Here is a 25,896-nt window from a genome sequence, read left to right on the forward strand (position 1 = left end):
CTGTTGGAACACTCACTCTAATTCAGTACAAAACAGATTGAGTTCTGCGGTATGTGCTGTTAGTTTAAAAAACATGAAAATACACGTTCGCCCTTCATTAACAACCTTCTCTTGGTGGCGCTCTAAATAGAGCGGCGCGGAATACTTACATTCTTAAGCTGCTGGATGGTAGCTAAGAGTGTTTGATCTTTTTTATCTCCAGTAGCGATCTATTAAATACTTGGAGACAAATATGAATACCCATAAAAATACATCTCAGCGTGAAATTATACTTACCGGAGATCGAGCAACAGGTCCATTACACCTCGGGCACTATATTGGTTCATTGCAACAACGAGTCAAATTGCAAACGGAGCACGAGCAAACGATCTTGGTTGCGGACATGCAAGGGCTGACGGATAACGCGCATAACCCATCAAAGGTATCCTCTAATATTCTCAATGTCGTTGCAGATTATTTGGCTGTTGGTATCAACCCCACTCAAACTACGATCACGTTGCAGTCTCAAATTCCAGCGTTAGCCGAGTTGACAATGTATTACAGTAATCTTGTTTCTATCGCACGATTAGAGCGAAACCCTACGGTTAAAAATGAGATTCAGAGTAAAGGTTTTGAACGCTCTATTCCCGCAGGCTTTTTAACGTATCCAATTTCTCAAGCTGCTGATATTACGGGGTTTCATGCGACGCTAGTACCAGTGGGTGATGACCAACTGCCGATGTTAGAGCAAACTAATGAAATCGTGAGAAAAATAAACCATCTAGGTGGAAAAGAGGTTCTTAGAGAATGCCGTCCATTACTTAGTGATGCACCTCGTTTGCCGAGTACTGACGGTAAAAATAAGATGTCTAAAAGCATGGGGAACGCAATCAACTTAGGGGCCTCCGAAAAGGAGATTTCCGCGGCAGTGAAATCTATGTATACCGATCCCAATCATCTGAAAATTGAGGACCCTGGCCAAGTCGAAGGGAATATTGTATTTATCTACCTCGATGCTTTTCATCCTGATAAAAATTATGTCGAACAGCTAAAAGACCAATATCGACGAGGTGGGTTAGGTGATGGTTTGACCAAGAAAGTGTTAGAAGAATGCTTACAAGAGATGCTTCGCCCTATTCGAGAAAAGCGCGCTATGTATTTGAATGATAAAGCGCAACTGATTGATATTTTAAAACAAGGTAGTGAGCGTTCTCGCGAGAAAACCGAAAAAGTGCTATTTGATGTGAAAGATGTATTTGGTTTGAATTTGTTCTGAATTAAAAGTAAAGAGTTGAACATAAGGCACGACGGTTGGTTAACAACGTGCCTTTTTAAGCTCCCAGTCAGTCAAAGCGCATTGTTAAGAAGAAAAAAATTCACGACGAAAATCCGCGACTTCTTGTTGGTAATAGCTTTGCCATTCCGGTTCTGACAAATGTGAATGGCTAGAGGCTCTTTGTGTTCTTAGCTTGGACTCAAGTTGTTGTAATGCTTGTTGGTAATCTTTGACTTGTTTTTTTTGCTCTGTAATTTGCTGCTGACGAGCATGAATGTTTTTACTTTCTTCTTTCGTTAAGTAAGTTCGTTCTAGCTCTGCGATGAGCGCCAAGCGATCTGGTAGGCTTATACTATTAGGAATCAGGGTGACCGCACGCTCATATTTTTCCTGGTCGCTTGTTAGCCCGATAGCACCTGCATGTTCTTGCCAGTCAATGGTGAGTTGCTCGAAAGCTCGCAAAAAGTTATCTGGGCTTTGAGTGTCCAGCTTTTGGGCTTCTAAGTTGAAATCGTACAGCGCGAACTCATCCGCGAAAACAACATCAGCCAATTCTCCCCAGATGCGTCTTGCTTCGTTCTTCAGCTGTGCAATACGCGACGCCAGTGATTGTTGCTCATCAAATAACAAATTTCCTACACTCTCTTGCCATTGGCTGCTGAGCTGAGGGTAGTTCGCCAAAAGCTGGAATCGAGCTGAAGATAAATGCGCCTCAAACAAGGCGACCTGCTCTTCACAACTACGGTTCAACATACACTCATGCCAAAACGTCTCAAGTTCAGCGACAAGTTTCCTGCCTTTGAGTTGAGTTAATCGCTCAGTCGTTATTTGAACTGTGGAAGGGAGCTTAGTTGTTTGTGGTGAAGTATCCGTATCGGGCACGATGCTATTTGTTTGTGGTGATGTACTTGAGACACTCTTATTTTTTGTCTTAGGGGAAGGAGAGGAAGCGAGCTCTTCTTTTTGAACATCGTGATTGAAAGTTAAAAATATCATGCCCGCCATAATGGCGGACATGATTATCAAAGCGATTTTCTTCATGGCTTGATTGTTGCGCTTACTGGGAAATGGTCAGAAAGGTTGTAGTGTTTCCATAAACTCTCTGCGGTTGTGCGCGGCACGTCTACACGGTTGTCATTGAATGATTTCACCCCGTATTCACTACTCACCATAACATAGTCAAGGTATTCCACGTTTTCGCCACCTGATAACGCTTCACCTGCAAAGTTATTGATACGGGGATCAAAGGTTGACTCCGTGTAACCAGAGTAGTGAGGTTCGATGGCGCTTAAGTTAGCGATCATTTGTTGGTAGTCACCAGGGAACTTTCTTTTGTTTACGTTAAAGTCGCCGCTGTATACCACAGTTTCGCTTGAAGGAATGTTAAGAGATTGGGCGAGTGCGCGGATTTGTTTGAACTGGCGCTGACGATACTCACGGGCGGTGTCTGTATCGAAAGATGCGGTATGGGTAGCAAACACATGGTAAGCCTGACCACCTTTAATTATTTCCGCATAATTTACGCCTTTATCGGCAAAGCAGTCTGTACCAGAGCAATCGGGAAAGACATATTGCGCTTCGTTCACGATAGGGTAGCGACTAACTATGATTACGCCACCATCATGAATATTAACGCCTTCTTTATCTAATATCTTTGTTTGGTAAGGATATTCCTTGGCTAACTCACGTAAGAATGCTTCACGGCCGCTGGCAAACACCTCTTGCAGCGCCAAAACATCGTAACCTTTTACATGTTGAGGAATCAGTTCGTAACGATCTCCAATGTGCGATGCAATAGCCGTCAACGCCCAGATGTTATAAGTCATCAACTTAAGGTTTTGTTCTTCGTTGTCGACAGACTCCGCTACCTTGCTTGGCGTGATGGTGTAGTAAAGATCATCATATCGAGCGGTACTGTCTGACTTAAATGCCAGTTCGGTTTCTCTCGCACCAAAAGCGTTAGTGTTGGCACGATGAATGTTACGATCATCTTTGAGTGATAACTCGACATCGGCTGCGGACAAGCCGTATTCAATGGTCGAATTGTACCAATGGCCTTCCATTATTTGATTGAGTGTTATGCTTTCACCTTCGGGGCTAGAAACCACCGTTTCAAAACGGTAAGTTTGATTTGATTTCACGCCCTCCCAGCGGTTGAAGCTTAATACAGATTTAGTTTCCCACGGACCAAGTACCTGCACATGTTGTTGCCACTCTTCTCCGTATTGAAGCAAATCACTGCCTTCATGTTTTACTTGAATAGTTAACGGTTGATCAGAGTTATTCGTTAGGTAAACGTCGGTATCTGCAATGCAGGGTAACGCTATCAAGCTACTTAATAAAAGGCTCCACTGCGAAAATTTCATCTTATTTTTCCATCATTTGAACTAGAGCAATCATTCTTGTTTATAAATGTTACTTGCACGTTAAATATGGATGACATCTAAGCCAGCGCTGAAAATTGTTATCAGAATGTGATCTTTATTCAATGGTTAGGATGGGGGTATTGAGTGTGTGGCCGTTGAAGCGGTGGAAAAATAATACCAACAGTCAACGAATTGCATTCACTGCAATCAAGCTGTCATCTTTGCTCTATAAGTTGTGCGGCGTCATTCATCTAGCCATATGGCTAGAACTCAAATTGATAGATGGAGCACCATGGCTAGAGCAGTAAATCCAACCGATGAAACCATCATTAAATTGTTACAAGAGCAAGGTCTGATTAGAAGTGAAGCAGAAGCGCGTTTAAAGAAAGAGGTGTACCGCTTGCAGCCTAATGAGATAGAAAAAGTAAAAAATTATGCCCAGCATTTTGGGATAAACGCGAAAGAAAAGCTCATCGATGAGATCTTGGATCTGCGCCGAGAAGCGCTCATGAAAAGATGTAGACACAATACGGAGCATACGAGCCTATCTCTAAAATAGCATGTGATAAAACTATCAATTACTGGTCAAGATTTGATCTTTCAAGCCGATGTATATAAGAGCGTTCAATGATATCGAGCGCAAAAAACAGTGTGTTTTAGAGGTTAAGCTTTCACTTAAGTGAGAGGTTTGGAAAGGCTGCGGGGAGAAAGTGCATGCGTATTAAAGACTTAAGTGTCGTAAAGAAAATATCGGTTAGTTATTTAACCGTTTTTGCCGTGTTTGGTTTAGTGTCAGTAATGTTGGTGCAAGGTTTGTTAACACTGAATAAAGACATCTCAGTGTTAACAGATAAAAGTTTACCTTCTGTTGCGATTTTGAAAGGTATCCAAGTTGATATTACTAAAGTGCGTAAAGATGAGTTCTCTTTATTGCCAAACGCAAATCACCCCAAAATTGGTGAGTGGTTAAAAGGCCTCGACCAATGGCGTTCTGATGTGCAGGCTGGTATTGCAGAATACGAAAAGCTCGACCTTAATAAGCGTGAAACGCAGTCCTTTAGCGTTTTTAAAGAAACTTGGAATCAATACATCAAAGAAACGAAGACTTACAACGTATTGCTAAGCCAAGGCGATGCTGAAAGTGCAAATGATGTAATTTTATCAAGTTTCGATACCTACTCAAAAGCGTTGAGCAGCTTGGATGATACCCTCGCGTTGAACGATGAGTTGGTGAATTTGATTGGTGAAGAAGTACAAAGTGAAGCGGCATTTACACAATACAGCGCTGCTGTTGGTGCGCTTGTCGTCGCATTGGTCATGGTAATGTCTGCCATGTTGCTTTCTCGAGTCATCTGCGGGCCTGTTGATCGAGCATTGGAATTCGCTTCCAAAATCGCCAAGGGTCAATTGAATAATCAAATCGACGAAAGCGAATTGAGCAAAGACGAGTTAGGAACGCTGCTCAAAGAGCTTGTCGGTATGCAAACAAACTTACATTCGTTGGTTTCTGAGATTAATGACTCAACGATTCAGCTAACGGCAGCAGTAGAGGAAGTGAGTGCTATTTCTTCTCAGACCGCCTCTGGTATGCAAAATCAACAAATTGAACTTAGCTCGGTGGCTTCTGCGATGACAGAGATGCAAGCTGCTGTAAGTGAAGTGGCACAAAATACCGAAGTTGGCGCAACCTCTGCTTATTCGGCTGCGGAAGTGGCAAAGCAAGGAACGGCGACGTTACAACAAACTATCGCAGTAATTGAGCGTGTATCACATACGATCCAAGAATCAGATGAACTGGCACGTGAGCTTGAATCGAGCTCAAACAATATCAATGTGGTCGTCGATGTGATCCGCGGGATTGCGGAGCAAACAAACTTGTTAGCACTGAACGCCGCAATTGAAGCCGCTCGGGCAGGTGAACAAGGACGTGGGTTTGCTGTTGTGGCAGATGAGGTTCGTTCTCTGGCGCAACGCACTCAAGACTCCACTTCACAAATTGTGGAAATTGTTAATCAACTACAAGAGAGCAGCAGTAAAATAGGGCATTCAAGCCGTGATTGTCAGGAGGGTATTTCTCAGTGTGTTGAGCAAGTTAATGACGCTGATAGCCAGATAAAAGAAATTGAACATTCTGTCGATAACATAGCGCAAATGAGCACACAAATCGCAACGGCGTGCAGTGAGCAGAATTCTGTATCCGAAGAGCTGAATCGCAGTGTGGAGCATATTAATAGTGCTTCAACAGAGATGGCTGAGGGAGCTTCACAAACGGCTGTGGCTTGTCAGCAGATTAGTAGCCTAGCGCACAACTTGAAAACTCGAATGGGTTCATTCCAGCTCTAGTTATTGTGTTTCAGCTTTATTCCTAACCTCATTGCCACAAAAAATAAGCCGGACGAAATGTCCGGCTTATTTATTATCTGTCTATATAAGTTCAGAGTACGCTCAACCTTGGGAGAATATGCTCGTTAGGCTGGAATACCACTGTGAAACTTAAAATCTGTATCTGGCGTAGAAATTAAATCTGCCTCTATACGTCCAAAGTAGGCGATGCGCTCGCTGATATCTTTGCCTGCGATTTGCTCCGCTAATACAAGATAATCCTGGTAATGGCGTGCTTCTGAACGTAATAAAGAAATGTAGAACTTTGCGATATCGTCATCCATATGTGGTGCTAGTTTGGCAAAACGCTCACAAGATCGGGCTTCGATGTACGCACCAATGATGAGTTTATCGATCAGCGTTTCCGGCTCATGAGTCTTCATATGCGAAATCAGTCCTTTAGCATAACGACTTGCTGGAATATTTTTGTACTCAATTCCACGACTTTCCATGATCTCTAAAACTTGATAAAAGTGGTGTAACTCCTCTTTTATCAAAAGCACCATCTTATCGATCAAATCTTGGCTGTATGGTGAGTCGGACTTAGCCATGATTGACTTAGAAATATTGCTCTTGCCTTTTAAAGTTTCCAATGAGCCTACGTTACGGTAAGCAAAATCTTCGTAGGGCTTAAACCAGTCAAGTAGAGCATGTGAACTGGATTGGTCTACGGCATACTTACGAATTAAAAACATGGCAGATTGGCCAGCTTTTAGTTCGCACAGTAGGTGGTCTAACAAAATGGTTTGAAGGTTCTCTGGTTTCTTTGCTTCCTCTACCCATTCATCAGGTGTACTGCATCGCAGAAATTGGTTAATGGGAGCAAGAAGATCTTGATAGGCGTCTAGATTCATCATTTTAGTTTTAGTACTTCACATTTTTATTGGGCATATCCGTTGTCTTGCGGATAGAAAAAAGGCTGCAATTGCAGCCTTTTTTGACCTGAAGTGAATGTTACCACTTTTTCTTCTCGCCGAAGAGAGCTTCCATGTCATTGTCACGCTCTTTGTCAGCAATCTGCTGCATTTCGGCATCGCTTTTATCTTGGCGCTTTTTATCTAAGTCACCTAACATCTCTTCAAGCTTTTGTTTCGCTTGAATAGAATAAGGATCGCTCTTAGTGCTCAAAGCATCGATACCTTTACGCAGCAGTTGAAGCGCGGTGCCTGGTTGGCCACGAGCGATAGAGTCGTTTGCTCTTTTGATGACATTTTCAATGTTGATGCGAATTTGCATCGTTTCCAAGCGCGCATTTTCGGTGACGTAAGTCTGGGTATCCAATCGGCCTTTGTTGTGCTCGTTACGGATAGTGTCGCGAAGTCGTTTAACCAGCTTAAGCATGACGATAGCTTGTTTATCACTACTCGGCATCTTGAAAGTGGTACTCTCGCCAGTAGGACCATTCTCTTTTAGCTGCGTAATCTGCTGCTTCATATTTTCGATACGTTGAGCAAGTTGCTTGTTCTTCGGGTCCAGCTCATGCATGCTCTCTAGCGCGTCAAGAATACGATTGTTTAGACACAGCAACAGCTCTTTACTAAAAGGGATATGGTGCGCATGACCAATCAACTCTTCAGTACCATCTATCAAGGCTACATATCGCGCTGATTCCTGCCTTTTTGCGGTTTCAACTTTAACCTTATATTGCAACATAATGTTATAGCCTAGGATTAACACCAGTAGGATGGCTACCAAAGCGATTATTAAACCAATATTCATATCTTTGCGTCTGCTTTACTTTTCTGCGGCTAGCGTTAAAGAATACATGAATCTTATCTTACTCGGCACCTTATTTGTTTGATTATTTTGTCTCTCCCACGTTTTAGTTACTGATAGAAGTCACATCATAGAACTTCGGTCATTTATTGGCTCAACTTTGTGCATATTGTTTCTTGCTTGAAGATTATTAGTATGTGATTGAGGTATAAGTTAGAAATTGCTGTTCATTTCGATTTGAACGCGTTATAACTAATTATTATATCGCTCGCTTGAGTGGCCAATAAACTCTCTCATGAATAAGTAAGGGATTACGATGAAACTGCAGCAGCTGAAGTATATTGTTGAGGTTGTAAACCATAATCTGAATGTATCTGCAACGGCGGAAAGCTTATATACCTCTCAGCCAGGTATCAGTAAACAGGTTCGGTTGCTTGAAGATGAGTTAGGCATTCAGATTTTTGAACGTAGCGGTAAGCACTTAACGCAAGTGACGCCAGCTGGTGAAGAAATTGTACGTATCTCTCAAGAAATTCTCGCTCGTGTAGAAAGTATCAAAGCGGTGGCTGGAGAGCACACCCATCCAGAAATGGGGACGCTGAATATCACCACGACACATACGCAGGCTCGTTATGCACTGCCAGATGTCATCAAAGGTTTTACTTCTCGTTATCCAAAAGTGTCGTTACACATGCACCAAGGTACACCGTCACAAATGTCTGAGGCGATAGCTAAAGGCACAGCGAATTTTGCGATTGCGACAGAAGCGCTTCACTTATATCAAGATGCTATCATGCTGCCTTGTTATCACTGGAATCGTTCAATAGTTGTGCCTAAAGACCACCCACTAGCGAAGAAAGACAAAGTAACGATCAGTGATCTTGCCGCTTACCCATTAGTCACTTACGTGTTCGGTTTTACTGGCCGTTCAGAGCTGGATACAGCATTCAACCGCGAAGGTTTAACCCCGCGAGTGGTGTTCACTGCAACTGATGCAGACGTCATTAAAACTTACGTTCGTATGGGTATTGGTGTGGGTGTGATTGCAAGCATGGCTGTAGATGAAGAGCAGGACGGTGACTTGGTTGCAATAGATGCGAGCCATTTGTTTGGCGCGAGCACCACGAGCATCGGCTTCCGCCGTGGTACATTCTTACGCTCTTACATGTTCGATTTTATGGAGCGTTTTGCACCGCACTTAACGCGTCCAGTGGTTGAGCAGGCGATTTCGTTGAAGTCTAATGCAGAAATCGAAGAGATGTTTAAAGACATCGAGCTTCCGGTGAGATAACACTTCATTGATGTTTCGATTCCCTCTACAATGCGCTCGTTGTAGGGGGAGCTATGAAAACGCAATTTCAATTTATTAATGACTGCTTAATCGAAAACCAATCTTTGTGGCGATTCGAGCCTTTTAAAAGCAGCATTCACACATCATTACCTTGGCAGGAGCAACATCCTCGACTGTGCCAATGGCTAGCGTCTCTTACTCCCTCTCAAATCGAAGAATACAAAGCAGCACCAGAACTCGCGTTAAAAGCACTTAGTCCGTTTTTGCCTGAGCTTGAACAACTCGCAGAACTGACTCATTTAGAGCTTTTGTCGTTAAACGGCTTGGAACTCGCTCGTGGTTTAGATAACGGTATTCCGGGACGTAAGTTGGAGCAAATTAGCTCGATGGGTGAAGCTGCAATTCAACAACACTGTGGCGAAGAATGGCTAGAATGGTGCTCAGGTAAAGGTTACTTGGGGCGAATCCTGACAACGCAAACCGATCAGCCTGTAACCAGCTTTGAATACCAACAAGCACTGTGCGATTCGGGGCAACAAGCAGCCAATGAACATCATTGGAAGATGACGTTTATTCAAGGCGACGCGTTTGATAGCAAAGCGAAAGCCGTGTTTAAGCCAACGCAACACGCAGTAGCACTGCATGCATGCGGTGACCTTCACGTTCGTTTAATGCAGTACGGCAGTGAAAATGGGGTTGCTGCGATGACCATATCACCTTGTTGTTACCACTTGATTCAGTCGGAACAATACCAGCCGATGTCGGAATCGGGCAGGGCTTCTTCTCTCTCATTGTCTAAGCAAGAACTGCGTATCCCATTACAACAAACGGTGACGGGAGGAGAGCGCGTGCGTCGTCATCGTCAGCAGGAAATGATGTTTCGTCTTGGGTTTGATTTGATCACGCGACAAGCTTTGGGAATGGCAGAGTATCAGCCTGTGCCGAGTATCCGTAAGTCGCAATTAAGTGATGGTTTTGAAGCCTTATGTCGCTGGGCAGCGGAGCAAAAAGGCATTGTTCTTCCTCAAGAAATCGATTTCTCTCATTTTGAAAAGTTAAGCGAACAACGCTTCTGGCAAATGGAGAGAATGAGCTTAGTGCAACTTGTTTTTCAACGTCCGTTGGAGATCTGGCTCGCATTAGACAAAGTGCTTTATCTTGAAGAACGTGGTTACCGTGTTAGATTGTCAGAGTTTTGCCCTAAATCGGTCACGCCTAGAAATATTTTAATTTGTGCATATAAGATTTAGTTATTCTTTATAGCCAAACGCTCTATATAAAAAAGCCCACTTATGAGTGGGCTTTTGTAAACAAAACGTGACAAGTTATGTTTTATTTTGTCATTAATTAAACATAGCGATAGCTTGAGTTGGTTCAACGTATTCCAAGTCAAAGCTTTCTGCTACTTCTTTACACGTTACTTTTCCGTGAATAACGTTTAGACCTTCAAGGAAGCCTTTATCTTCTAGAAGTGCTTCGCGGTAGCCTTTATTTGCTAACTTCACGATGTATGGAAGTGTAGCGTTGTTGAGTGCAAATGTTGAAGTGCGAGCAACTGCGCCAGGCATATTTGCTACACAGTAGTGAACCACTTCATCAACGATGTAAGTTGGATCTGCGTGAGTTGTCGCGTGTGAAGTTTCGAAACAACCGCCTTGGTCAATTGCCACGTCAACCACTGCTGCACCAGGCTTCATCTTAGCAATGTGCTCTTTAGTGACCAGTTTAGGTGCTGCTGCGCCAGGAATTAGAACGGCACCGATAACAAGGTCCGCTTCTAGAACATGCTTCTCGATAGCGTCTTCAGTAGAATAAACCACTTTTGCGCGACCTTGGAATTCTTCGTCAAGCTTACGAAGTGTGTCTACGTTACGGTCTAGAATGGTGACGTCAGCGCGAAGGCCAACCGCCATACGAGCAGCGTTTGCACCAACAACGCCACCACCAACGATAACGACTTTTGCAGGTTCAACACCAGGTACGCCGCCTAGGAGCAGACCACGACCGCCGTGCGATTTTTCCAACGTTTGCGCGCCAGCTTGGATAGACATCCGACCTGCCACTTCTGACATTGGTGCTAACAGTGGCAAACGACCCATATTATCTGTTACAGTCTCATAGGCTATACAGACAGCTTTGCTCTTGATTAGCTCATCAGTTTGTGGAAAATCTGGTGCTAGGTGTAAATAAGTAAATAAAATTTGCCCTTCGCGGAGCATTGCTCTCTCTACTGCTTGGGGTTCTTTTACTTTTACAATCATGTCTGCTTGCGCAAATACGTCAGCAGCATGAGGGAGAATGGATGCGCCGACAGCGATGTAATCATCGTCTGAAAAACCAATGCCGGCACCTGCATTGGTCTCAACTAAAACTTGGTGACCATGTGAGATGAGTTCTCTCACGCTAGCTGGGATCATACCAACACGATATTCGTGATTCTTGATTTCCTTAGGTACGCCAATGATCATCCTGTATCCTCTTTCTATAATGGTTGTATTAACTGTTAGTAGGGTGTTATTGTCGAATTAATAACTAGTATAGTTATAGATTTGTAAAATTTGGCACCAAATATTAAAAAGTTGTAGTATATTTTTTTGCAAGGAAGTAATAAGGTGGAATAAAAAATGGCAGACAACTATAAAAAGCCGTCCAAGGAACTAGACCGTATCGACCGCAACATTCTTAATGAGCTGCAGAAAGACGGTCGTATTTCAAACGTTGAGCTTTCAAAACGTGTGGGACTTTCTCCAACGCCATGTTTGGAGCGTGTACGTCGCTTAGAGCGTCAGGGTTATATCACAGGGTATACTGCATTATTGAATCCGCAGTTCCTGGATGCATCACTATTAGTATTCGTTGAGATTACGCTAAACCGTGGTGCGCCGGATGTGTTTGAGCAGTTTAACTCAGCTGTTCAAAAGCTAGACGACATACAAGAGTGTCATCTTGTTTCAGGTGACTTTGACTATCTTCTTAAAACCCGTGTATCAGATATGGGTGCTTACCGCCGACTATTGGGCGATACGTTACTACGTCTACCTGGCGTAAATGACACTCGCACATACGTTGTTATGGAAGAAGTGAAACAATCTAACCAGCTTGTGATCAAAACTCGTTAATTTCTTGCAAAGAAAGCGGTATATGCTTCCGCTTTCGCCAGAGAGTAATTGGGTTTTTCTCCTTGATATGGTTAAATCAATTTACCGAGCGGCTTGATGCCGCTCGGAATGTTTTGCAATTTCCTATTTCATTTCCATATTCAAGTTGATTTATGTTCAAAGAGAACGCAAAGAAAGTCGAAACCATTATCAAAACCAGTGAAGAGCCCCAGTCTTCACGCTTAAATGGCTTCCAACGCTTAAAAGAGTGCTGCTTTATCGTTGGCGTTCTTAGCTCGGTATTGCTTGCGGTTGCACTATTTACCTTCAGTCCGGCCGATCCTTCTTGGTCCCAAACCGCATGGGGAGGGGATATCGATAATGCTGGTGGCCTTTTCGGCGCTTGGCTAGCCGATACTCTATTCTTCACATTTGGCTCTCTCGCTTACCCAATCCCTTTCTTGCTAGCGGCGGCTGCATGGGTGATTTGCCGTAAACGAGGAGAAGATGAGCCAATTGATTTCATGCTATGGGGTACAAGGCTGCTCGGTCTTGTCGTCCTTATTATGACCAGTTGCGGTCTTGCCGATATTAATTTTGATGACATTTGGTATTTTTCATCCGGAGGTGTGGTCGGGGATGTGTTGTCTAGCCTCGCTTTACCTACATTGAATGTACTCGGTACCACATTGGTACTGCTGTTCTTGTGGGGAGCGGGCTTTACGCTCTTCACTGGCATCTCATGGCTTAACATCGTGGAATGGCTTGGTGATCGTGCGTTAGCACTAATTGCCGCGCTTGCAAATAAGGCAAGAGGTTCAGAGCAGGAAGTTTTAGAACCTCAGCTTGATGAGTTTGTAGAAGATAAAGTCTCTACGCCTAAACATAATGTAGACCATGAAATTGATGATGAGCCGCTTCCTCATTTAACGGCGTACGATGTCGATGAACCGAAAGAGCCGGCGCCAGCGCATGAGTATCCTATTTATATGCCGCAAGCTAAACCTGATAAGCCTGCGGAACAGGCGATGGTAGAACCGACGCCACCACAACGCAAGGCTACGGTTAATGCTGCGCCAGTTTATTCTGAACCTGAGCCTCAAATACAACCTATCCATACGGTTAACACGGATAACGTTGATCCGCTCTTGGAACGCACCAAGCAACTGAATGTTACGATAGAAGAGCTTGAAGCAGCGGCGCAACAAGCAGATGACTGGGGAACTGAAGAACAGGCAGCCCCATCATTTGCAGACACTTACTCTTCCTATGTAGAGCCACATACAGCTACAGAAGAACCGATCAGTGTTGAACCAGATTATGCGGAGTACGAACAATTTGAAGCAGAGCAAGTACAGCAGCCAAGTATTGAGCATCCTGTACATGAAGAGCCTGCAATTGATTCTGCTGTATTAGATAGCATCACGGCGCAAACGGAATCGAGCCAACATATTGAGCCTACGATCTCTGACTTTGATGTGTTAGATGATGAAGACGAAGTGGAGTCTCAGCCTGCGCAGCAAGTACAGCCAACAACGCCTCATCAGCAAGCAGCAACACCTTCAACAACATTTGAACCTGCACCTCAAAAAGTGGAAGTAGAAGAGGTCCAAGACAACGACCAAGACGTTACCGCATTCCAAGATATGGTTTCCAATGCGCAAGCCAAAGTCGCTGCAACACAGAACCCATTTTTGGTACAGAAAGAAGAAAACTTGCCAGTTCCGGAAGAGCCACTCCCAACGCTCGAGTTGCTTTATCATCCAGAAAAACGTGAAAACTTTATCGACCGTGATGCGCTAGAGCAGGTCGCTCGATTGGTAGAGAGCAAACTCGCTGACTACAAAATCAAAGCCGATGTGGTTGGTATTTATCCTGGTCCAGTGATCACTCGTTTTGAGCTTGATTTGGCGCCGGGGGTGAAAGTAAGTCGTATTTCTGGTCTTTCAACTGACTTAGCGCGTGCATTGTCTGCGATGGCGGTACGTGTTGTGGAAGTAATCCCTGGCAAGCCTTACATCGGTTTGGAACTGCCAAACATGAGTCGTCAGACGGTCTATTTATCTGATGTCATCAGTAGCCCTCAGTTTGAGCAAGCAACGTCACCAACAACGGTTGTGCTAGGTCAAGACATTGCGGGCGAAGCTGTGGTGGCAGATCTTGCGAAGATGCCTCACGTGTTAGTAGCAGGTACAACAGGTTCTGGTAAGTCGGTGGGTGTGAACGTGATGATTTTGAGCATGCTGTATAAAGCAGGTCCAGAAGATGTACGCTTCATCATGATTGACCCGAAAATGCTAGAGCTTTCTATTTATGAAGGTATCCCTCATCTTCTTTCTGAAGTTGTGACTGATATGAAAGACGCATCAAATGCTCTGCGTTGGTGTGTGGGCGAGATGGAACGTCGTTACAAATTGATGTCGGCATTAGGTGTACGTAATGTGAAGGGCTTCAACGAAAAATTGAAGATGGCAGCAGAAGCGGGCCACCCAATCCATGACCCGTTCTGGCAAGAAGGCGACAGCATGGATACTGAACCGCCATTGCTAGAAAAGCTGCCTTACATCGTCGTTGTTGTTGACGAATTTGCTGACCTGATGATGGTGGTAGGTAAGAAAGTTGAAGAACTGATTGCTCGCTTGGCGCAAAAAGCGCGTGCGGCAGGTATTCACTTAATTCTTGCGACTCAGCGTCCATCGGTTGACGTTATTACCGGTCTAATTAAAGCGAACATTCCAACTCGTGTTGCGTTTACGGTATCGACTAAAACGGACTCTCGTACAATCCTAGATCAAGGCGGCGCAGAATCACTACTTGGTATGGGTGATATGTTGTATCTACCGCCGGGATCAAGTCATACAACTCGTGTTCACGGTGCATTTGCATCAGATGATGATGTTCATGCTGTTGTAAACAACTGGAAAGCGCGTGGTAAACCGAACTACATTGAAGAGATCATCAGTGGAGATCAAACTCCAGAAAGTCTATTGCCTGGTGAGCAAATGGAAGCGGATGAAGATGTAGACCCGCTCTTCGATCAAGTTGTTGAGCACGTGGTTCAATCACGTCGAGGTTCGGTTTCCGGTGTTCAGCGCCGATTTAAGATAGGTTACAACCGTGCCGCCCGTATTGTAGAGCAGCTTGAAGCGCAGGGCATCGTAAGTGCTCCGGGTCATAACGGTAACCGTGAAGTACTGGCACCTGCGCCACCAAAAGATTAATGAACTTGTTTTACTCACCTCAGTCCAACTGAGGTGAGTGGTTCTAATAATAGGTATCTGAATGAAAAAACTATTTTCAGCGAAACTTTTCTCTGCGCTTGTTTTAAGCTTTTCCCTCTTTTCTACCGCACACGCAGCATCTCCTAAAGATGAATTAAACAAACGCCTTTCTATGAATGATGGCTTTAGTGCGGATTTCTCTCAGCAGGTTATCAGCCCTGAAGGCGAAACGGTTATGGTAGGAGAAGGTATGGTTGAAATCGCTCGCCCAAGCCTGTTCCGTTGGAGTACAACATTCCCTGATGAGAACCTATTGGTCTCTGACGGTAAGACATTGTGGTACTACAGCCCATTCATCGAGCAAGTGAGCATCTACTGGCAAGAGCAAGCAACAGAGCAAACGCCATTTGTTTTGCTAACGCGTAACCGAGCAAGTGATTGGAATAACTACAAAATATTTCAAAAAGGTGACCAGTTTACTCTCATTCCTACCGCAGTAGACTCCACACAAGGTCAATTCCAGATTAATATTGATGCCAAAGGTGTCGTGAAAGGCTTCAACGTGGTTGAGCAAGACGGCCAAAAAGGTTTGTTCACCTTTAACAACGTGAAGCTGGGTAAACCAAAAGCAGACAGATTCACATTCACAATTCCAAAAGGTGTGGAAGTGGATGACCAAAGGAATTAATTGGTAGTGAGTAATTACACATTAGATTTCTCGGGGGACGAAGATTTTCGTCCCCTTGCTGCTCGTATGAGACCGGAAACAATCGAGCAATACATTGGACAGCAGCACATTTTAGGCCCTGGTAAGCCACTGCGCCGTGCGCTAGAGGCGGGTCACATTCACTCTATGATCCTTTGGGGACCACCAGGCACAGGCAAAACGACATTAGCGGAAGTGGCTGCAAACTACGCCAATGCTGAAGTAGAGCGTGTGTCTGCCGTAACGTCTGGTGTGAAAGAAATCCGTGCAGCAATCGAGAAAGCACGTGAGAACAAAATGGCGGGCCGCCGCACCATCTTATTTGTGGATGAGGTGCATCGCTTCAACAAATCTCAACAAGACGCGTTTTTACCGCATATCGAAGATGGCACGGTTACCTTTATTGGTGCGACGACAGAAAACCCGTCGTTTGAGTTAAACAACGCATTGCTGTCACGTGCACGTGTCTACAAGCTAACGTCTCTCGATAAAGATGAAATCTCACTGGCGCTGAATCAAGCGATCAGTGACAAAGAGCGTGGCTTGGGCAATACACCCGCACACTTCGCTGATAACGTATTAGACCGCCTAGCAGAACTGGTAAACGGTGATGCTCGCATGTCTCTCAATTATCTTGAGCTGCTCTACGACATGGCAGAAGACAATGCGCAAGGTGAAAAAGAGATCACGCTTAAGTTGCTGGCTGAAGTGGCAGGGGAGAAAGTCTCTCGCTTCGATAACAAAGGTGATATCTGGTATGACTTAATCTCTGCGGTCCACAAATCCATTCGTGGCTCTAACCCAGATGCGGCGCTTTACTGGGCTGCACGTATGATTGCTGCGGGTTGTGATCCTCTTTATATTGCCCGTCGATTACTTGCGATAGCATCAGAAGATGTCGGCAATGCGGACCCTAGAGCCATGCAAGTGGCACTCTCCGCGTGGGACTGTTTTACACGCGTTGGCCCAGCAGAAGGTGAACGTGCGATTGCACAGGCGATCGTGTACTTAGCATGTGCGCCAAAAAGTAATGCTGTTTACGTGGCGTGGAAACAAGCGCTAGCGGACGCTCATAACTTACCTGAATATGAAGTGCCGCATCACCTTCGAAATGCGCCAACCAGTTTGATGAAAGACATGGGTTATGGGGCTGAGTATCGTTATGCTCACGATGAGCCTGGTGCTTACGCAGCAGGTGAGCAATATTTGCCGCCTGAAATGGGCGATCGTAGGTACTATCAGCCGACAAATCGTGGTCTGGAGACCAAAATCGGCGAAAAGTTAGATTACTTGGCTACTTTAGACGCAAATAGCCCACAAAAGCGCTATGAAAAGTAGGCGTTTTTGGATACATTTGTTTAGTAAATTTTTTTAACGCGTACGCTTGGAAAGTGCGCGTGATTTCACAACAAAAAGCATAGGATTAACAATGCTGGATTCTAAATTACTTCGTACAGAGCTGGATGAAACAGCTGCTAAACTGGCGCGTCGTGGCTTTAAGCTAGACGTAGATACTATTCGTAAACTTGAAGAACAACGTAAGTCCATTCAAGTAGAAGTAGAAAATTTACAATCCACGCGTAACTCCATCTCCAAGCAAATCGGCCAAAAAATGGCGGCTGGCGACAAAGAAGGCGCAGAAGAGATCAAGAAACAAATCGGTACGCTAGGTAGCGATCTTGATGCGAAGAAAGTTGAACTTGAGCAAGTAATGGCTCAACTAGACGAATTCACGCTTTCTGTACCAAACATCCCAGCAGATGAAGTGCCAGATGGCAAAGATGAAAACGACAACGTTGAAATCTCTCGTTGGGGTGAGCCAAAGTCTTACGACTTCGAACTGAAAGATCACGTTGACCTAGGCGAAATGGGCGACGGTCTAGACTTCGCAAGTGCAGTTAAGATCACTGGCGCACGTTTCATCGTGATGAAAGGCCAATTTGCTCGTCTACACCGTGCAATCGCTCAGTTCATGCTGGATCTTCACACTGAAGAGCACGGCTACACAGAAATGTACGTACCTTACCTAGTAAACTCTGACAGCCTATTCGGTACTGGTCAGCTTCCTAAGTTTGGTAAAGATCTTTTCCACACTGAGCCGCTAGTAGAAAAAGTAAACGACGAAGAGCCACGTAAACTGTCTCTAATCCCTACTGCAGAAGTACCTGTAACGAACCTAGTTCGTGACACGATTTCTGACGAAGCGGATCTACCAATTAAGATGACAGCTCACACGCCATGTTTCCGTTCAGAAGCAGGTTCTTACGGTCGTGATACTCGTGGTTTGATTCGTATGCACCAGTTCGACAAAGTTGAGCTAGTACAAATCACTAAGCCAGAAGATTCAATGAACGCACTAGAAGAGCTAACAGGTCACGCTGAGAAAGTTCTACAACTTCTAGAGCTTCCTTACCGTAAAGTGGTTCTATGTACAGGTGACATGGGCTTCGGCGCTCGTAAGACTTACGACCTAGAAGTTTGGGTTCCTGCTCAAGAAACTTACCGTGAAATTTCTTCATGTTCTAACATGTGGGATTTCCAAGCTCGTCGTATGCAAGCACGTTTCCGTCGTAAAGGCGAGAAGAAACCTGAGCTTGTACACACGCTAAACGGTTCTGGTCTTGCTGTAGGTCGTACAATGGTTGCTATCCTAGAAAACAACCAAGAAGCAGACGGCCGCATTGCAATCCCTACAGTACTTCAGAAGTACATGGCAGGCGCAACGCACATCGGTTAATTCATTAACCACTAGAACACCAAAACCCAGCCTCAGTGCTGGGTTTTTTTGTTATCTGCGTCGAGTGAAAATACGTTGTTATGTAAATGTAGGGTGAGGTATTGCATAGTTAGCCTAAATTATTAAAACCAGCCCCTAATGATATTTTTCTAAGCTTCATTGAGCGTGACAAGCTCCTCCAAAAGATAAAGAGGAGGTACTTTCATGGCTTCAATAAGAATAAGCGGCTCTGTTGGCTTGGGTGGTAAAAATGTGGATGCTGATATTCGTACGGTACAAAGGTCTATTAACCAATTGCTTGGTTCTTTAAAGGGAGTAAAGGAACTTAAAGTGGATGGGAAACTAGGCTCTAGACCGGAAAACTCCAAGACTGTCGCCGCAATTAAAGCTTTTCAGAAAAGCCTTGTTGGGATGGTTCGTCCAGATGGAAGGATAGATGTGAATGGAAGAAGCCATCGTAAGCTGAATGATTATTTAAAACGAACACCTGAGACTGCGGTGGCATATACGTTACCTTTGGTTGGCTCAAGAGATGCGTTGACGGACTTGGATTATCGCAAAGTAGCTGAAACCCTTGAATGCGAAGTCGCTGCTATTAAAGCTGTAGCGGAAGTTGAGAGCCGAGGAGAAGCCTACTTTAGCAATGGTAAGCCAAAGATTTTGTTTGAGGCTCATATATTTTCGAGACTCACTTCAAGAGCCTACGATAACAGTCATCCAAGTATTTCAAGTCGGCATTGGAATCGAAGTCTGTATGTTGGTGGTATCTCAGAATACGTACGTTTAAATAAAGCGATTGAACTGAATTCAAATGCAGCAATCCGCTCCGCATCTTGGGGACGTTTCCAAATTATGGGCTTTAATTTCAAGTTAGCTGGTCATGTTACCGCTGAATCCTTTGTTAAAGCTGTATTCGAGTCAGAGAAGAAACAACTTGAGGCTTTTGTTACGTTTATCCAAAAGTCTGGCTTAGGTGAACATATAAGAGATAAAAATTGGGCTGCCTTTGCTCGTGGTTACAATGGTTCTGAGTATCAGAAAAATCAATACGACGTCAAATTAGAAAAGGCTTACAAAAAATATGCTTCGATTAAAAATGCTGCGTAACATTTCTTTGCTTGGACTTATTTTTTGTTCATCTGCTTGTGCTTCCAGCCACACTAATACTGCGCTATTTAAGTGTGATGCTTCACATCCTAACCGTCTAGAAATATCAATAGAAAATATAAACAGTCAGGTTCTACTGTCGGAGCTTAACTTAGGGGGGAGCAGTATTGAAAGAACCATAGCTGTAAAGGACTTTAAATTAGACCAGTATCATCGAGCGTTGGTAGATGAGAAGTCACTGGAATTTAGTATTGGTGAGCGCGTCATATTAGTCAGTGAGTACTTTAGCGAGGAGTTTGGTGAGGTAGAGAAAATACTCAGTGTTACTTTGAGAGAGCCTGAGCAAACGCAGTACTTTGAATGTGAGGAAGGGAGTATGAGTAACCTTGCATTGCTTTTCCATGAGAGTGCCGAATAATCGATTACAGAGTAATTATTACTAAAACGTAATAGTGTTTTCGAATTTATCCTAATTATCTTGTTATTTGTAATCGATATAATCATCCACCTTACCACGGTAAGTAGATTTTCTCATTCAAGTAACGAGGAGGGCTTATGGCCGTAGGGTGGGCAAACGACGATAGCGTCAGCCAACAAATTCAAAACACAATAGACGACGAGATTTCCCGTGTTCGTGGCAGTATCACAAAGGGTGAGAGCGCCCATTACTGCGATGAGTGTGGTGATGAGATTCCAGAAGCGCGTCGTCTTGCAATGAAAGGCGTTCGTTTGTGTATCGAATGTCAGTCAACAATCGAATTGGTATCTCAACGCCAAGCATTGTTCAATCGACGAGCGAGTAAAGACAGTCAACTTCGATAGCTTTACTGCTCTGATAAATAAAGAGACGGTTTGAGTCTCATACTCAAACCGTTTTCATGTTGAATTGAACTATGAAGCGAAGCAGTCTTTACGTTGTAACGCAGCATCAATCGCATTCACTAACTTTTCAATATCTTCTGGCTTGCTGATGAACGGCGGCATCATATAAATCAGTTTGCCAAATGGACGAATCCACACTCCGTGTTCAACAAACAAGGCTTGGATCGTTTCCATATTCACAGGGCGATGCGTCTCCACTACGCCAATAGCACCCAACCAACGGGTGTTTTTCACCAAGTCGTATTCTTCAAGTTTTGGTAGTAACTCAGAAAACAGCGTTTCAATTTGTTGGGTTTGTTGCTTCCAATCACCTTGCTCGATCAATTCCAGACTTGCAGTAGCTACAGCACAAGCGAGTGGATTCCCCATAAAGGTTGGACCGTGCATAAAACAGCCAGCATCACCACCACAAACAGTGTCTGCTACGTGTTTGCTCGCGAGGGTCGCAGAGAGGGTCATGTAGCCGCCAGTAAGTGCTTTCCCGACACACAGAATGTCTGGTTGAATATCTGCATGTTCGCAGGCAAACAATTTACCTGTGCGTCCAAAACCGGTAGCGATCTCATCTGCAATCAATAACAAACCGTATTTGTCGCAAAGTCTACGCACGCCTTTGAGAAATTCTGGATGGTAGATGCGCATGCCGCCTGCGCCTTGAACGATAGGCTCAAGGATCACCGCAGCAAGTTCTTTATGGTGAGTCTCAATCTTGTGCTCGAAGTCGGTAAGGTCTTCTGGCTTCCATTCATCCCAATAACCACAAGTTGGTGACTCCGCAAAGGTATGCTCAGGCAAAAAGCCTTTATAGAGAGAGTGCATTGAGTTGTCAGGATCGGTAACCGACATCGCCGCAAACGTATCGCCGTGATAACCGTGTCGCAAAGTAAGAAACTTCGGTCGGCGTTCGCCTTTTGCATGCCAATATTGCAGTGCCATTTTTAAGCTGACTTCTACTGCAACGGAGCCTGAATCGGCAAGGAATACATGTTCAAGATTACTTGGGGCTAGGGATAGCAACTTTTTACACAAACTGATTGCTGGCTGGTGGGTAATCCCGCCAAACATCACGTGAGAGACCTGATCGATTTGCTTGTGCGCGGCTTGATTTAAGTGCGGATGGTTGTAGCCGTGGATCGTCGACCACCAAGAAGACATGCCATCGACAAGCTCAGTATCATCTTCCAGTTTAATGTGAACACCATTTGCCGATGCTACTGGGTAGCAGGTCAGAGGTGTCAATGTCGAAGTGTAAGGATGCCAGATATGCTGGCGGTCGAAGGCGAGATCCATGTGCGATTCCAATAATAATTTAGATTAAAAAATAAGCAAATGTAAACTTTGTTCTTTTGTGTTGTGTTGACAGTTTATCGAGACTCAGTAGACTGTCAACACAACAACAAAAGTGACTAAAGGAATACACGTGGAAGTTCGTCATAACTGGACGCATGCTGAAGTGCGCGATCTCATGGAAAAACCATTCATGGATCTCCTATTCGAAGCGCAGCTTGTACATCGTCAATATCAACAAACCAACCATGTTCAAGTAAGCACGCTTCTGTCGATTAAGACAGGTGCTTGTCCAGAAGATTGTAAGTACTGTCCTCAGAGTGCTCGTTACACCACAGACATCGAAAAAGAGCGTCTGATGGAAGTAGAACGCGTACTCGATGCTGCGCAAAAAGCCAAAAATGCTGGTTCTACTCGATTCTGTATGGGCGCAGCATGGAAAAACCCGAAAGAGCGTGACATGCCGCATTTGACCGACATGATCAAAGGCGTGAAGGGCATGGGTTTAGAAACGTGTATGACATTAGGCATGTTGACGCCAGATCAAGCAAAGCAATTGGCAACCGCAGGTCTGGATTACTACAACCACAACCTAGATACTTCTCCTGAATTTTACGGCAACATCATTACCACACGTACTTACCAAGACCGTTTAGATACTTTGTCTCACGTACGTGACGCTGGCATGAAGATCTGTTCCGGTGGCATCATCGGCATGGGTGAAAGTGCCAATGACCGAGCTGGTCTGCTGGTTGAATTGGCTAACTTACCGGTACACCCTGAAAGCGTTCCAATCAACATGCTCGTGAAGGTGAAGGGCACACCACTGGAAGAAGTGGATGATGTTGAGCCATTCGATTTCATTCGCCTGATTGCGATTGCACGAATCATGATGCCTCAATCAGCCGTTCGTTTATCCGCTGGTCGTGAAAACATGAACGAACAAATGCAAGCGCTGTGCTTTATGGCGGGTGCAAACTCAGTCTTCTATGGCTGCAAACTTCTGACGACTCCAAATCCTTCTGAAGATAAGGACATGATGCTGTTCAATAAGCTCGGTATTAACAGCCAAGAGGTGTCTCAAAAGCCTGATGAAATCGAAGAAAACGAGTTACTCGATCGCGTCGTAGAGCGCGTTGCTGCCCGTCCGACAAAAGACGACCTTTTCTACGATGCCAGCGTTTAAATCTCGTATCGAGTCCGCCCTTGCTGAGCGTAAAACGCAAGGGTTGAATCGTTCTATGAATGTGGTGTTTGCCGGTAACCAGTCCGTTTTGGAACACGAAGGTAGACGCTACATTAATTTCTCAAGTAATGATTATTTGGGATTGGCTAATGACCAAGCGCTTGTTCGGGCTTGGCAGCAAGGTTTAAGCGTATATGGTAGTGGCAGTGGAGCATCACCGATGGTGACTGGCTTTAGTGCCGCGCACAGCAATTTAGAAGCCGCACTGACCGAATGGTTGGGTTACGACAGAGCAATTCTGTTTGGTTCTGGATTCAGTGCTAATCAAGCCTTGTTGTTCACCTTGTTGGAAAAATCAGACGTATTGATCCAAGACCGTTTGAACCATGCCTCACTGATGGAAGCGGGGGCGTTGTCACCAGCTAAGATGAAGCGCTTCAAACACAATGACATCGAGCACCTAAAGTCGCTGATTAATAGCGAAGACAACCATCTAGTTGTGACTGAAGGGGTATTCAGCATGGACGGCGACTGTGCGCCGCTTAGCGATATAGCTGAAGTCACTCGTAGTCATGATGCTTGGTTTGCTGTCGATGACGCTCATGGTATTGGCGTTCTTGGTCAATCCGGTGGTGGTTCTTGCGAGTTGGCAACGGTTAAACCCGAGATACTGATCGTTACTTTCGGCAAAGCGTTTGGTATGTCTGGCGCGGCTATTTTATGTGACCACGCAACGGGAGACTTTTTGACTCAGTTTGCTCGTCACCATGTGTATTCCACAGCGATGCCTCCGGCACAAGCCTACGCGCTCACGCATGCGGTTTCTATGGTTCAAGAGCAGTCTTGGCGACGTGAAAAGCTCTCTGAGCTTAGTGAAGTGTATCGAGATAGCCTTAGCGACCTTGAGGGGTTTGTTGAGACTCAAACTTCGATTAAGCCCTTTTTGATTGGTGAATCTGAATTGGCTTTGCGAGTAGCAGGTGCTTGTCGCCAAAACGGTATTTGGGTGACTGCTATTCGCCCTCCGACGGTGCCTAAAGGAACGTCTCGTCTTCGAATCACACTCACTGCCAATCACACTAATGAACAAGTTAAAACGCTTTCAATCGCATTGAAGCAAGCATTAGGAGCGCTGTAATGGATAATGCAACTACCGCATTAGCGCAAACGCTCGCGTTAGAGAGTTTCCATCAAGATAAAGACGCGATTGCCTCTTCGTTTGGTAAAGCAGCAGAAACATACGATAAACATGCGGCTTTTCAACGTGATGTCGGGCATCAGCTGCTTGATAAACTTCCTGAAAACTTGACGCGAAAACGTGTATTGGATTTAGGTTGTGGCACGGGTTATTTCTCCCAACTACTTCAACAACGCGGTGCGGAAGTAGTCTGCGGCGATATCTCTCAAGCCATGTTAGATAAAGCAGAGCAGCGTTGTGGTGCAGTACGAATGCATTACCAAGTTGCTGATGCTGAAAACTTACCATTTGACGATGATAGCTTCGATTACGTGTTTTCAAGTTTAGCGCTGCAATGGTGTACAGATTTAAGTTACCCACTAAAAGAAGTGCGCCGCGTGCTAAAAAATGGTGGGAAAGCGTGGTTCTCTACACTGGTTGATGGATCACTGTATGAGCTGCGTGCATCATGGGAAAAAATTGATGCATATCAACACGTCAATAACTTTCTAACGCTCAATCAGGTAAAAATTGCGTTAGCGCAATCTCGATGTGACAGCCATCAACTAGACTTGACCACCATCACAGTTTGGTACGACTCTGCATTTTCAGTTATGCGTGACCTCAAAGGTATAGGTGCAAATCACGTAAGCGGGCGCTCACACGGTTTAACTAGTCGCGAGACTTTGTTAAAAGTTGAGCATGCGTACCAAGCGTTTAAAAACGATCAAGGTCTTCTACCTGCAAGTTATCAGGTTTGTTTTGGAGTAATACATCTATGATTGATGCTTTTTTTATTGCTGGTACGGATACTGATGTTGGAAAGACGGTAGCGTCTAAAGCCATTTTGCAAGCGATCGCTGCAAAAGGACTAAACACTATTGGTTATAAGCCAGTGGCAGCAGGGAGTGACAAGACTGAAGCCGGATGGCGTAACTCTGATGCTTTACACTTACAAGACGCCGCAACACTCGATGTGGCCTATGATGATGTGAACCCATACGCTTTAGAGTTGCCTGCTTCTCCCCACATTGCAGCGAAGCATGAACATGTCGAAATAAGTTACGATGTTCTGAGTCAAAAACTGGCTCAACATAAGCAGCAAGCCGATGTTGTTCTCGTTGAAGGTGCTGGAGGCTGGCGTGTGCCAGTATCCGATACGGACTGTTTATCTACATGGGTAAAAGAAGAGCAGTTACCTGTTGTACTGGTGGTTGGCATTAAATTAGGCTGTTTGAGCCACGCTTTACTCACAGCGGAGAGTATTAAAGCGGATGGTTTGAATCTTGTTGGCTGGGTGGCAAACCGCGTCAACCCTGGCACAGAGCACTACGCTGACATTATCGAGATGCTAGAAGCACGTATCGATGCACCTAAGCTTGGGGAAATTCCATATATTCCAAGTGCTAAACGTAAAGAGCTAGGCAAGTACATTAATGTAGAGCCGTTGCTAAACACTGACTAATGGTGTTTAGGGTAAGGGCT

23 protein-coding genes are annotated in these 25,896 nt (G+C 44.7%); 17 read left to right on the plus strand and 6 right to left on the minus strand.

Going from position 1 to position 25,896, the window contains the following annotated elements:
• The first annotated feature begins 232 nt into the window (after nucleotides 1-232).
• Nucleotides 233-1,255 carry a tryptophan--tRNA ligase gene (gene trpS / locus R7Z78_RS04200; RefSeq protein WP_104975184.1) on the plus strand — a complete coding sequence of 341 codons (1,023 nt, stop codon included), beginning with the start codon at nucleotides 233-235 and terminating at the stop codon, nucleotides 1,253-1,255.
• An 84-nt stretch (nucleotides 1,256-1,339) separates the two neighbouring features.
• Here trpS and R7Z78_RS04205 read toward each other — a convergent pair whose 3' ends face one another.
• Complete coding sequence (locus R7Z78_RS04205; protein ID WP_104975185.1) at nucleotides 1,340-2,296, minus strand: ATP-dependent dsDNA exonuclease; 957 nt, start codon at nucleotides 2,294-2,296, stop codon at nucleotides 1,340-1,342.
• On the minus strand, nucleotides 2,293-3,621 hold the full coding sequence (locus tag R7Z78_RS04210; RefSeq protein ID WP_104975186.1) for a sphingomyelin phosphodiesterase: 1,329 nt from the start codon (nucleotides 3,619-3,621) through the stop codon (nucleotides 2,293-2,295). Before R7Z78_RS04210 ends, R7Z78_RS04205 begins: the two co-directional genes overlap by 4 nt.
• Nucleotides 3,622-3,913: 292 nt before the next feature.
• Between R7Z78_RS04210 and R7Z78_RS04215 the strand changes: the two genes are divergently transcribed.
• Entirely contained in the window at nucleotides 3,914-4,180 is a 267-nt protein-coding gene (locus R7Z78_RS04215) for a hypothetical protein (RefSeq protein WP_104975187.1), read from the plus strand.
• Nucleotides 4,181-4,335: 155 nt separating this feature from the next.
• On the plus strand, nucleotides 4,336-5,964 hold the full coding sequence (locus R7Z78_RS04220) for a methyl-accepting chemotaxis protein (RefSeq protein ID WP_033905071.1): 1,629 nt from the start codon (nucleotides 4,336-4,338) through the stop codon (nucleotides 5,962-5,964).
• A 125-nt stretch (nucleotides 5,965-6,089) separates the two neighbouring features.
• Here R7Z78_RS04220 and miaE read toward each other — a convergent pair whose 3' ends face one another.
• Together miaE and R7Z78_RS04230 are read right to left on the minus strand one after the other, a co-directional pair.
• Nucleotides 6,090-6,860 carry a tRNA isopentenyl-2-thiomethyl-A-37 hydroxylase MiaE gene (gene miaE, locus R7Z78_RS04225; RefSeq protein ID WP_017634952.1) on the minus strand — a complete coding sequence of 257 codons (771 nt, stop codon included), beginning with the start codon at nucleotides 6,858-6,860 and terminating at the stop codon, nucleotides 6,090-6,092.
• Between the two features lie 97 nt (nucleotides 6,861-6,957).
• Entirely contained in the window at nucleotides 6,958-7,722 is a 765-nt protein-coding gene (locus R7Z78_RS04230) for a hypothetical protein (RefSeq protein ID WP_005378247.1), read from the minus strand.
• A 313-nt stretch (nucleotides 7,723-8,035) separates the two neighbouring features.
• Here R7Z78_RS04230 and cysB point away from each other — a divergent pair, with 313 nt between their 5' ends.
• Nucleotides 8,036-9,010 carry an HTH-type transcriptional regulator CysB gene (gene cysB / locus R7Z78_RS04235; RefSeq protein WP_005388967.1) on the plus strand — a complete coding sequence of 325 codons (975 nt, stop codon included), beginning with the start codon at nucleotides 8,036-8,038 and terminating at the stop codon, nucleotides 9,008-9,010.
• A 53-nt stretch (nucleotides 9,011-9,063) separates the two neighbouring features.
• Nucleotides 9,064-10,260, plus strand: a complete 1,197-nt coding sequence (locus tag R7Z78_RS04240; RefSeq protein WP_104975208.1) for a methyltransferase — start codon at nucleotides 9,064-9,066, stop codon at nucleotides 10,258-10,260.
• A gap of 93 nt (nucleotides 10,261-10,353) precedes the next feature.
• Here R7Z78_RS04240 and ald read toward each other — a convergent pair whose 3' ends face one another.
• Nucleotides 10,354-11,478, minus strand: coding sequence for an alanine dehydrogenase (gene ald, locus R7Z78_RS04245; RefSeq protein WP_005378241.1), 1,125 nt, complete (start codon nucleotides 11,476-11,478; stop codon nucleotides 10,354-10,356).
• A 156-nt stretch (nucleotides 11,479-11,634) separates the two neighbouring features.
• On the opposite strand from ald, the gene lrp reads away from it, so the two are divergent.
• The 8 genes from lrp to R7Z78_RS04285 all read left to right on the plus strand — a co-directional run bounded on the left by lrp (nucleotide 11,635) and on the right by R7Z78_RS04285 (nucleotide 20,701).
• A complete protein-coding gene (gene lrp, locus R7Z78_RS04250) occupies nucleotides 11,635-12,129 on the plus strand; it encodes a leucine-responsive transcriptional regulator Lrp (protein WP_005378234.1) in 495 nt (164 codons plus the stop codon).
• Nucleotides 12,130-12,281: 152 nt separating this feature from the next.
• Complete coding sequence (locus tag R7Z78_RS04255; RefSeq protein ID WP_104975209.1) at nucleotides 12,282-15,329, plus strand: DNA translocase FtsK 4TM domain-containing protein; 3,048 nt, start codon at nucleotides 12,282-12,284, stop codon at nucleotides 15,327-15,329.
• Nucleotides 15,330-15,390: 61 nt separating this feature from the next.
• Nucleotides 15,391-16,017, plus strand: coding sequence for an outer membrane lipoprotein chaperone LolA (gene lolA / locus R7Z78_RS04260; protein ID WP_104975210.1), 627 nt, complete (start codon nucleotides 15,391-15,393; stop codon nucleotides 16,015-16,017).
• The gene (locus tag R7Z78_RS04265; RefSeq protein WP_017821702.1) at nucleotides 16,018-17,373 is read left to right on the plus strand and encodes a replication-associated recombination protein A; all 1,356 of its coding nucleotides are present in this window, start codon (nucleotides 16,018-16,020) and stop codon (nucleotides 17,371-17,373) included.
• A 91-nt stretch (nucleotides 17,374-17,464) separates the two neighbouring features.
• Entirely contained in the window at nucleotides 17,465-18,772 is a 1,308-nt protein-coding gene (serS, locus tag R7Z78_RS04270) for a serine--tRNA ligase (RefSeq protein ID WP_005437179.1), read from the plus strand.
• A 204-nt stretch (nucleotides 18,773-18,976) separates the two neighbouring features.
• Nucleotides 18,977-19,879: an N-acetylmuramidase domain-containing protein gene (locus R7Z78_RS04275; RefSeq protein ID WP_104975211.1), complete on the plus strand. Its 903-nt coding sequence runs from the start codon at nucleotides 18,977-18,979 to the stop codon at nucleotides 19,877-19,879.
• On the plus strand, nucleotides 19,854-20,297 hold the full coding sequence (locus R7Z78_RS04280; protein WP_225452532.1) for a hypothetical protein: 444 nt from the start codon (nucleotides 19,854-19,856) through the stop codon (nucleotides 20,295-20,297). The genes R7Z78_RS04275 and R7Z78_RS04280 overlap by 26 nt, the downstream gene beginning before the upstream one ends.
• A gap of 137 nt (nucleotides 20,298-20,434) precedes the next feature.
• Nucleotides 20,435-20,701 carry a DksA/TraR family C4-type zinc finger protein gene (locus tag R7Z78_RS04285; protein WP_005437185.1) on the plus strand — a complete coding sequence of 89 codons (267 nt, stop codon included), beginning with the start codon at nucleotides 20,435-20,437 and terminating at the stop codon, nucleotides 20,699-20,701.
• Nucleotides 20,702-20,770: 69 nt separating this feature from the next.
• On the opposite strand, the gene bioA is transcribed toward R7Z78_RS04285, so the two are convergent.
• On the minus strand, nucleotides 20,771-22,051 hold the full coding sequence (gene bioA / locus R7Z78_RS04290) for an adenosylmethionine--8-amino-7-oxononanoate transaminase (RefSeq protein WP_104975212.1): 1,281 nt from the start codon (nucleotides 22,049-22,051) through the stop codon (nucleotides 20,771-20,773).
• Between the two features lie 130 nt (nucleotides 22,052-22,181).
• Here bioA and bioB point away from each other — a divergent pair, with 130 nt between their 5' ends.
• Genes bioB through bioD form a run of 4 tightly spaced genes read left to right on the plus strand, consistent with a single transcriptional unit; the run spans nucleotide 22,182 to nucleotide 25,876 of the window.
• Entirely contained in the window at nucleotides 22,182-23,234 is a 1,053-nt protein-coding gene (bioB, locus tag R7Z78_RS04295) for a biotin synthase BioB (RefSeq protein ID WP_005378222.1), read from the plus strand.
• A complete protein-coding gene (bioF, locus tag R7Z78_RS04300) occupies nucleotides 23,221-24,372 on the plus strand; it encodes an 8-amino-7-oxononanoate synthase (RefSeq protein ID WP_017821706.1) in 1,152 nt (383 codons plus the stop codon). The genes bioB and bioF overlap by 14 nt, the downstream gene beginning before the upstream one ends.
• The gene (gene bioC / locus R7Z78_RS04305; protein WP_053307453.1) at nucleotides 24,372-25,193 is read left to right on the plus strand and encodes a malonyl-ACP O-methyltransferase BioC; all 822 of its coding nucleotides are present in this window, start codon (nucleotides 24,372-24,374) and stop codon (nucleotides 25,191-25,193) included. Before bioF ends, bioC begins: the two co-directional genes overlap by 1 nt.
• Complete coding sequence (bioD, locus tag R7Z78_RS04310) at nucleotides 25,190-25,876, plus strand: dethiobiotin synthase (RefSeq protein WP_005378217.1); 687 nt, start codon at nucleotides 25,190-25,192, stop codon at nucleotides 25,874-25,876. Before bioC ends, bioD begins: the two co-directional genes overlap by 4 nt.
• Nucleotides 25,877-25,896 lie beyond the last annotated feature (20 nt).

This window comes from Vibrio sp. 1167, from assembly GCF_033340375.1.
In the GTDB taxonomy this organism is placed as follows: Bacteria; Pseudomonadota; Gammaproteobacteria; order Enterobacterales; family Vibrionaceae; genus Vibrio; species Vibrio alginolyticus.

Coding starts and splice junctions, on each gene's coding strand:
- bioD (WP_005378217.1), top strand. CDS start 25,190: ATGATTGATGCTTTTTTTATTGCTGGTACGGATACTGATGTTGGAAAG.
- R7Z78_RS04220 (WP_033905071.1), top strand. CDS start 4,336: ATGCGTATTAAAGACTTAAGTGTCGTAAAGAAAATATCGGTTAGTTAT.
- serS (WP_005437179.1), top strand. CDS start 17,465: ATGCTGGATTCTAAATTACTTCGTACAGAGCTGGATGAAACAGCTGCT.
- R7Z78_RS04275 (WP_104975211.1), top strand. CDS start 18,977: ATGGCTTCAATAAGAATAAGCGGCTCTGTTGGCTTGGGTGGTAAAAAT.
- trpS (WP_104975184.1), top strand. CDS start 233: ATGAATACCCATAAAAATACATCTCAGCGTGAAATTATACTTACCGGA.
- bioF (WP_017821706.1), top strand. CDS start 23,221: ATGCCAGCGTTTAAATCTCGTATCGAGTCCGCCCTTGCTGAGCGTAAA.
- lolA (WP_104975210.1), top strand. CDS start 15,391: ATGAAAAAACTATTTTCAGCGAAACTTTTCTCTGCGCTTGTTTTAAGC.
- R7Z78_RS04285 (WP_005437185.1), top strand. CDS start 20,435: ATGGCCGTAGGGTGGGCAAACGACGATAGCGTCAGCCAACAAATTCAA.
- ald (WP_005378241.1), bottom strand. CDS start 11,478: ATGATCATTGGCGTACCTAAGGAAATCAAGAATCACGAATATCGTGTT.
- bioA (WP_104975212.1), bottom strand. CDS start 22,051: ATGGATCTCGCCTTCGACCGCCAGCATATCTGGCATCCTTACACTTCG.
- cysB (WP_005388967.1), top strand. CDS start 8,036: ATGAAACTGCAGCAGCTGAAGTATATTGTTGAGGTTGTAAACCATAAT.
- R7Z78_RS04280 (WP_225452532.1), top strand. CDS start 19,854: ATGCTTCGATTAAAAATGCTGCGTAACATTTCTTTGCTTGGACTTATT.
- R7Z78_RS04240 (WP_104975208.1), top strand. CDS start 9,064: ATGAAAACGCAATTTCAATTTATTAATGACTGCTTAATCGAAAACCAA.
- R7Z78_RS04230 (WP_005378247.1), bottom strand. CDS start 7,722: ATGAATATTGGTTTAATAATCGCTTTGGTAGCCATCCTACTGGTGTTA.
- R7Z78_RS04255 (WP_104975209.1), top strand. CDS start 12,282: ATGTTCAAAGAGAACGCAAAGAAAGTCGAAACCATTATCAAAACCAGT.
- miaE (WP_017634952.1), bottom strand. CDS start 6,860: ATGATGAATCTAGACGCCTATCAAGATCTTCTTGCTCCCATTAACCAA.
- R7Z78_RS04215 (WP_104975187.1), top strand. CDS start 3,914: ATGGCTAGAGCAGTAAATCCAACCGATGAAACCATCATTAAATTGTTA.
- bioC (WP_053307453.1), top strand. CDS start 24,372: ATGGATAATGCAACTACCGCATTAGCGCAAACGCTCGCGTTAGAGAGT.
- R7Z78_RS04210 (WP_104975186.1), bottom strand. CDS start 3,621: ATGAAATTTTCGCAGTGGAGCCTTTTATTAAGTAGCTTGATAGCGTTA.
- R7Z78_RS04205 (WP_104975185.1), bottom strand. CDS start 2,296: ATGAAGAAAATCGCTTTGATAATCATGTCCGCCATTATGGCGGGCATG.
- lrp (WP_005378234.1), top strand. CDS start 11,635: ATGGCAGACAACTATAAAAAGCCGTCCAAGGAACTAGACCGTATCGAC.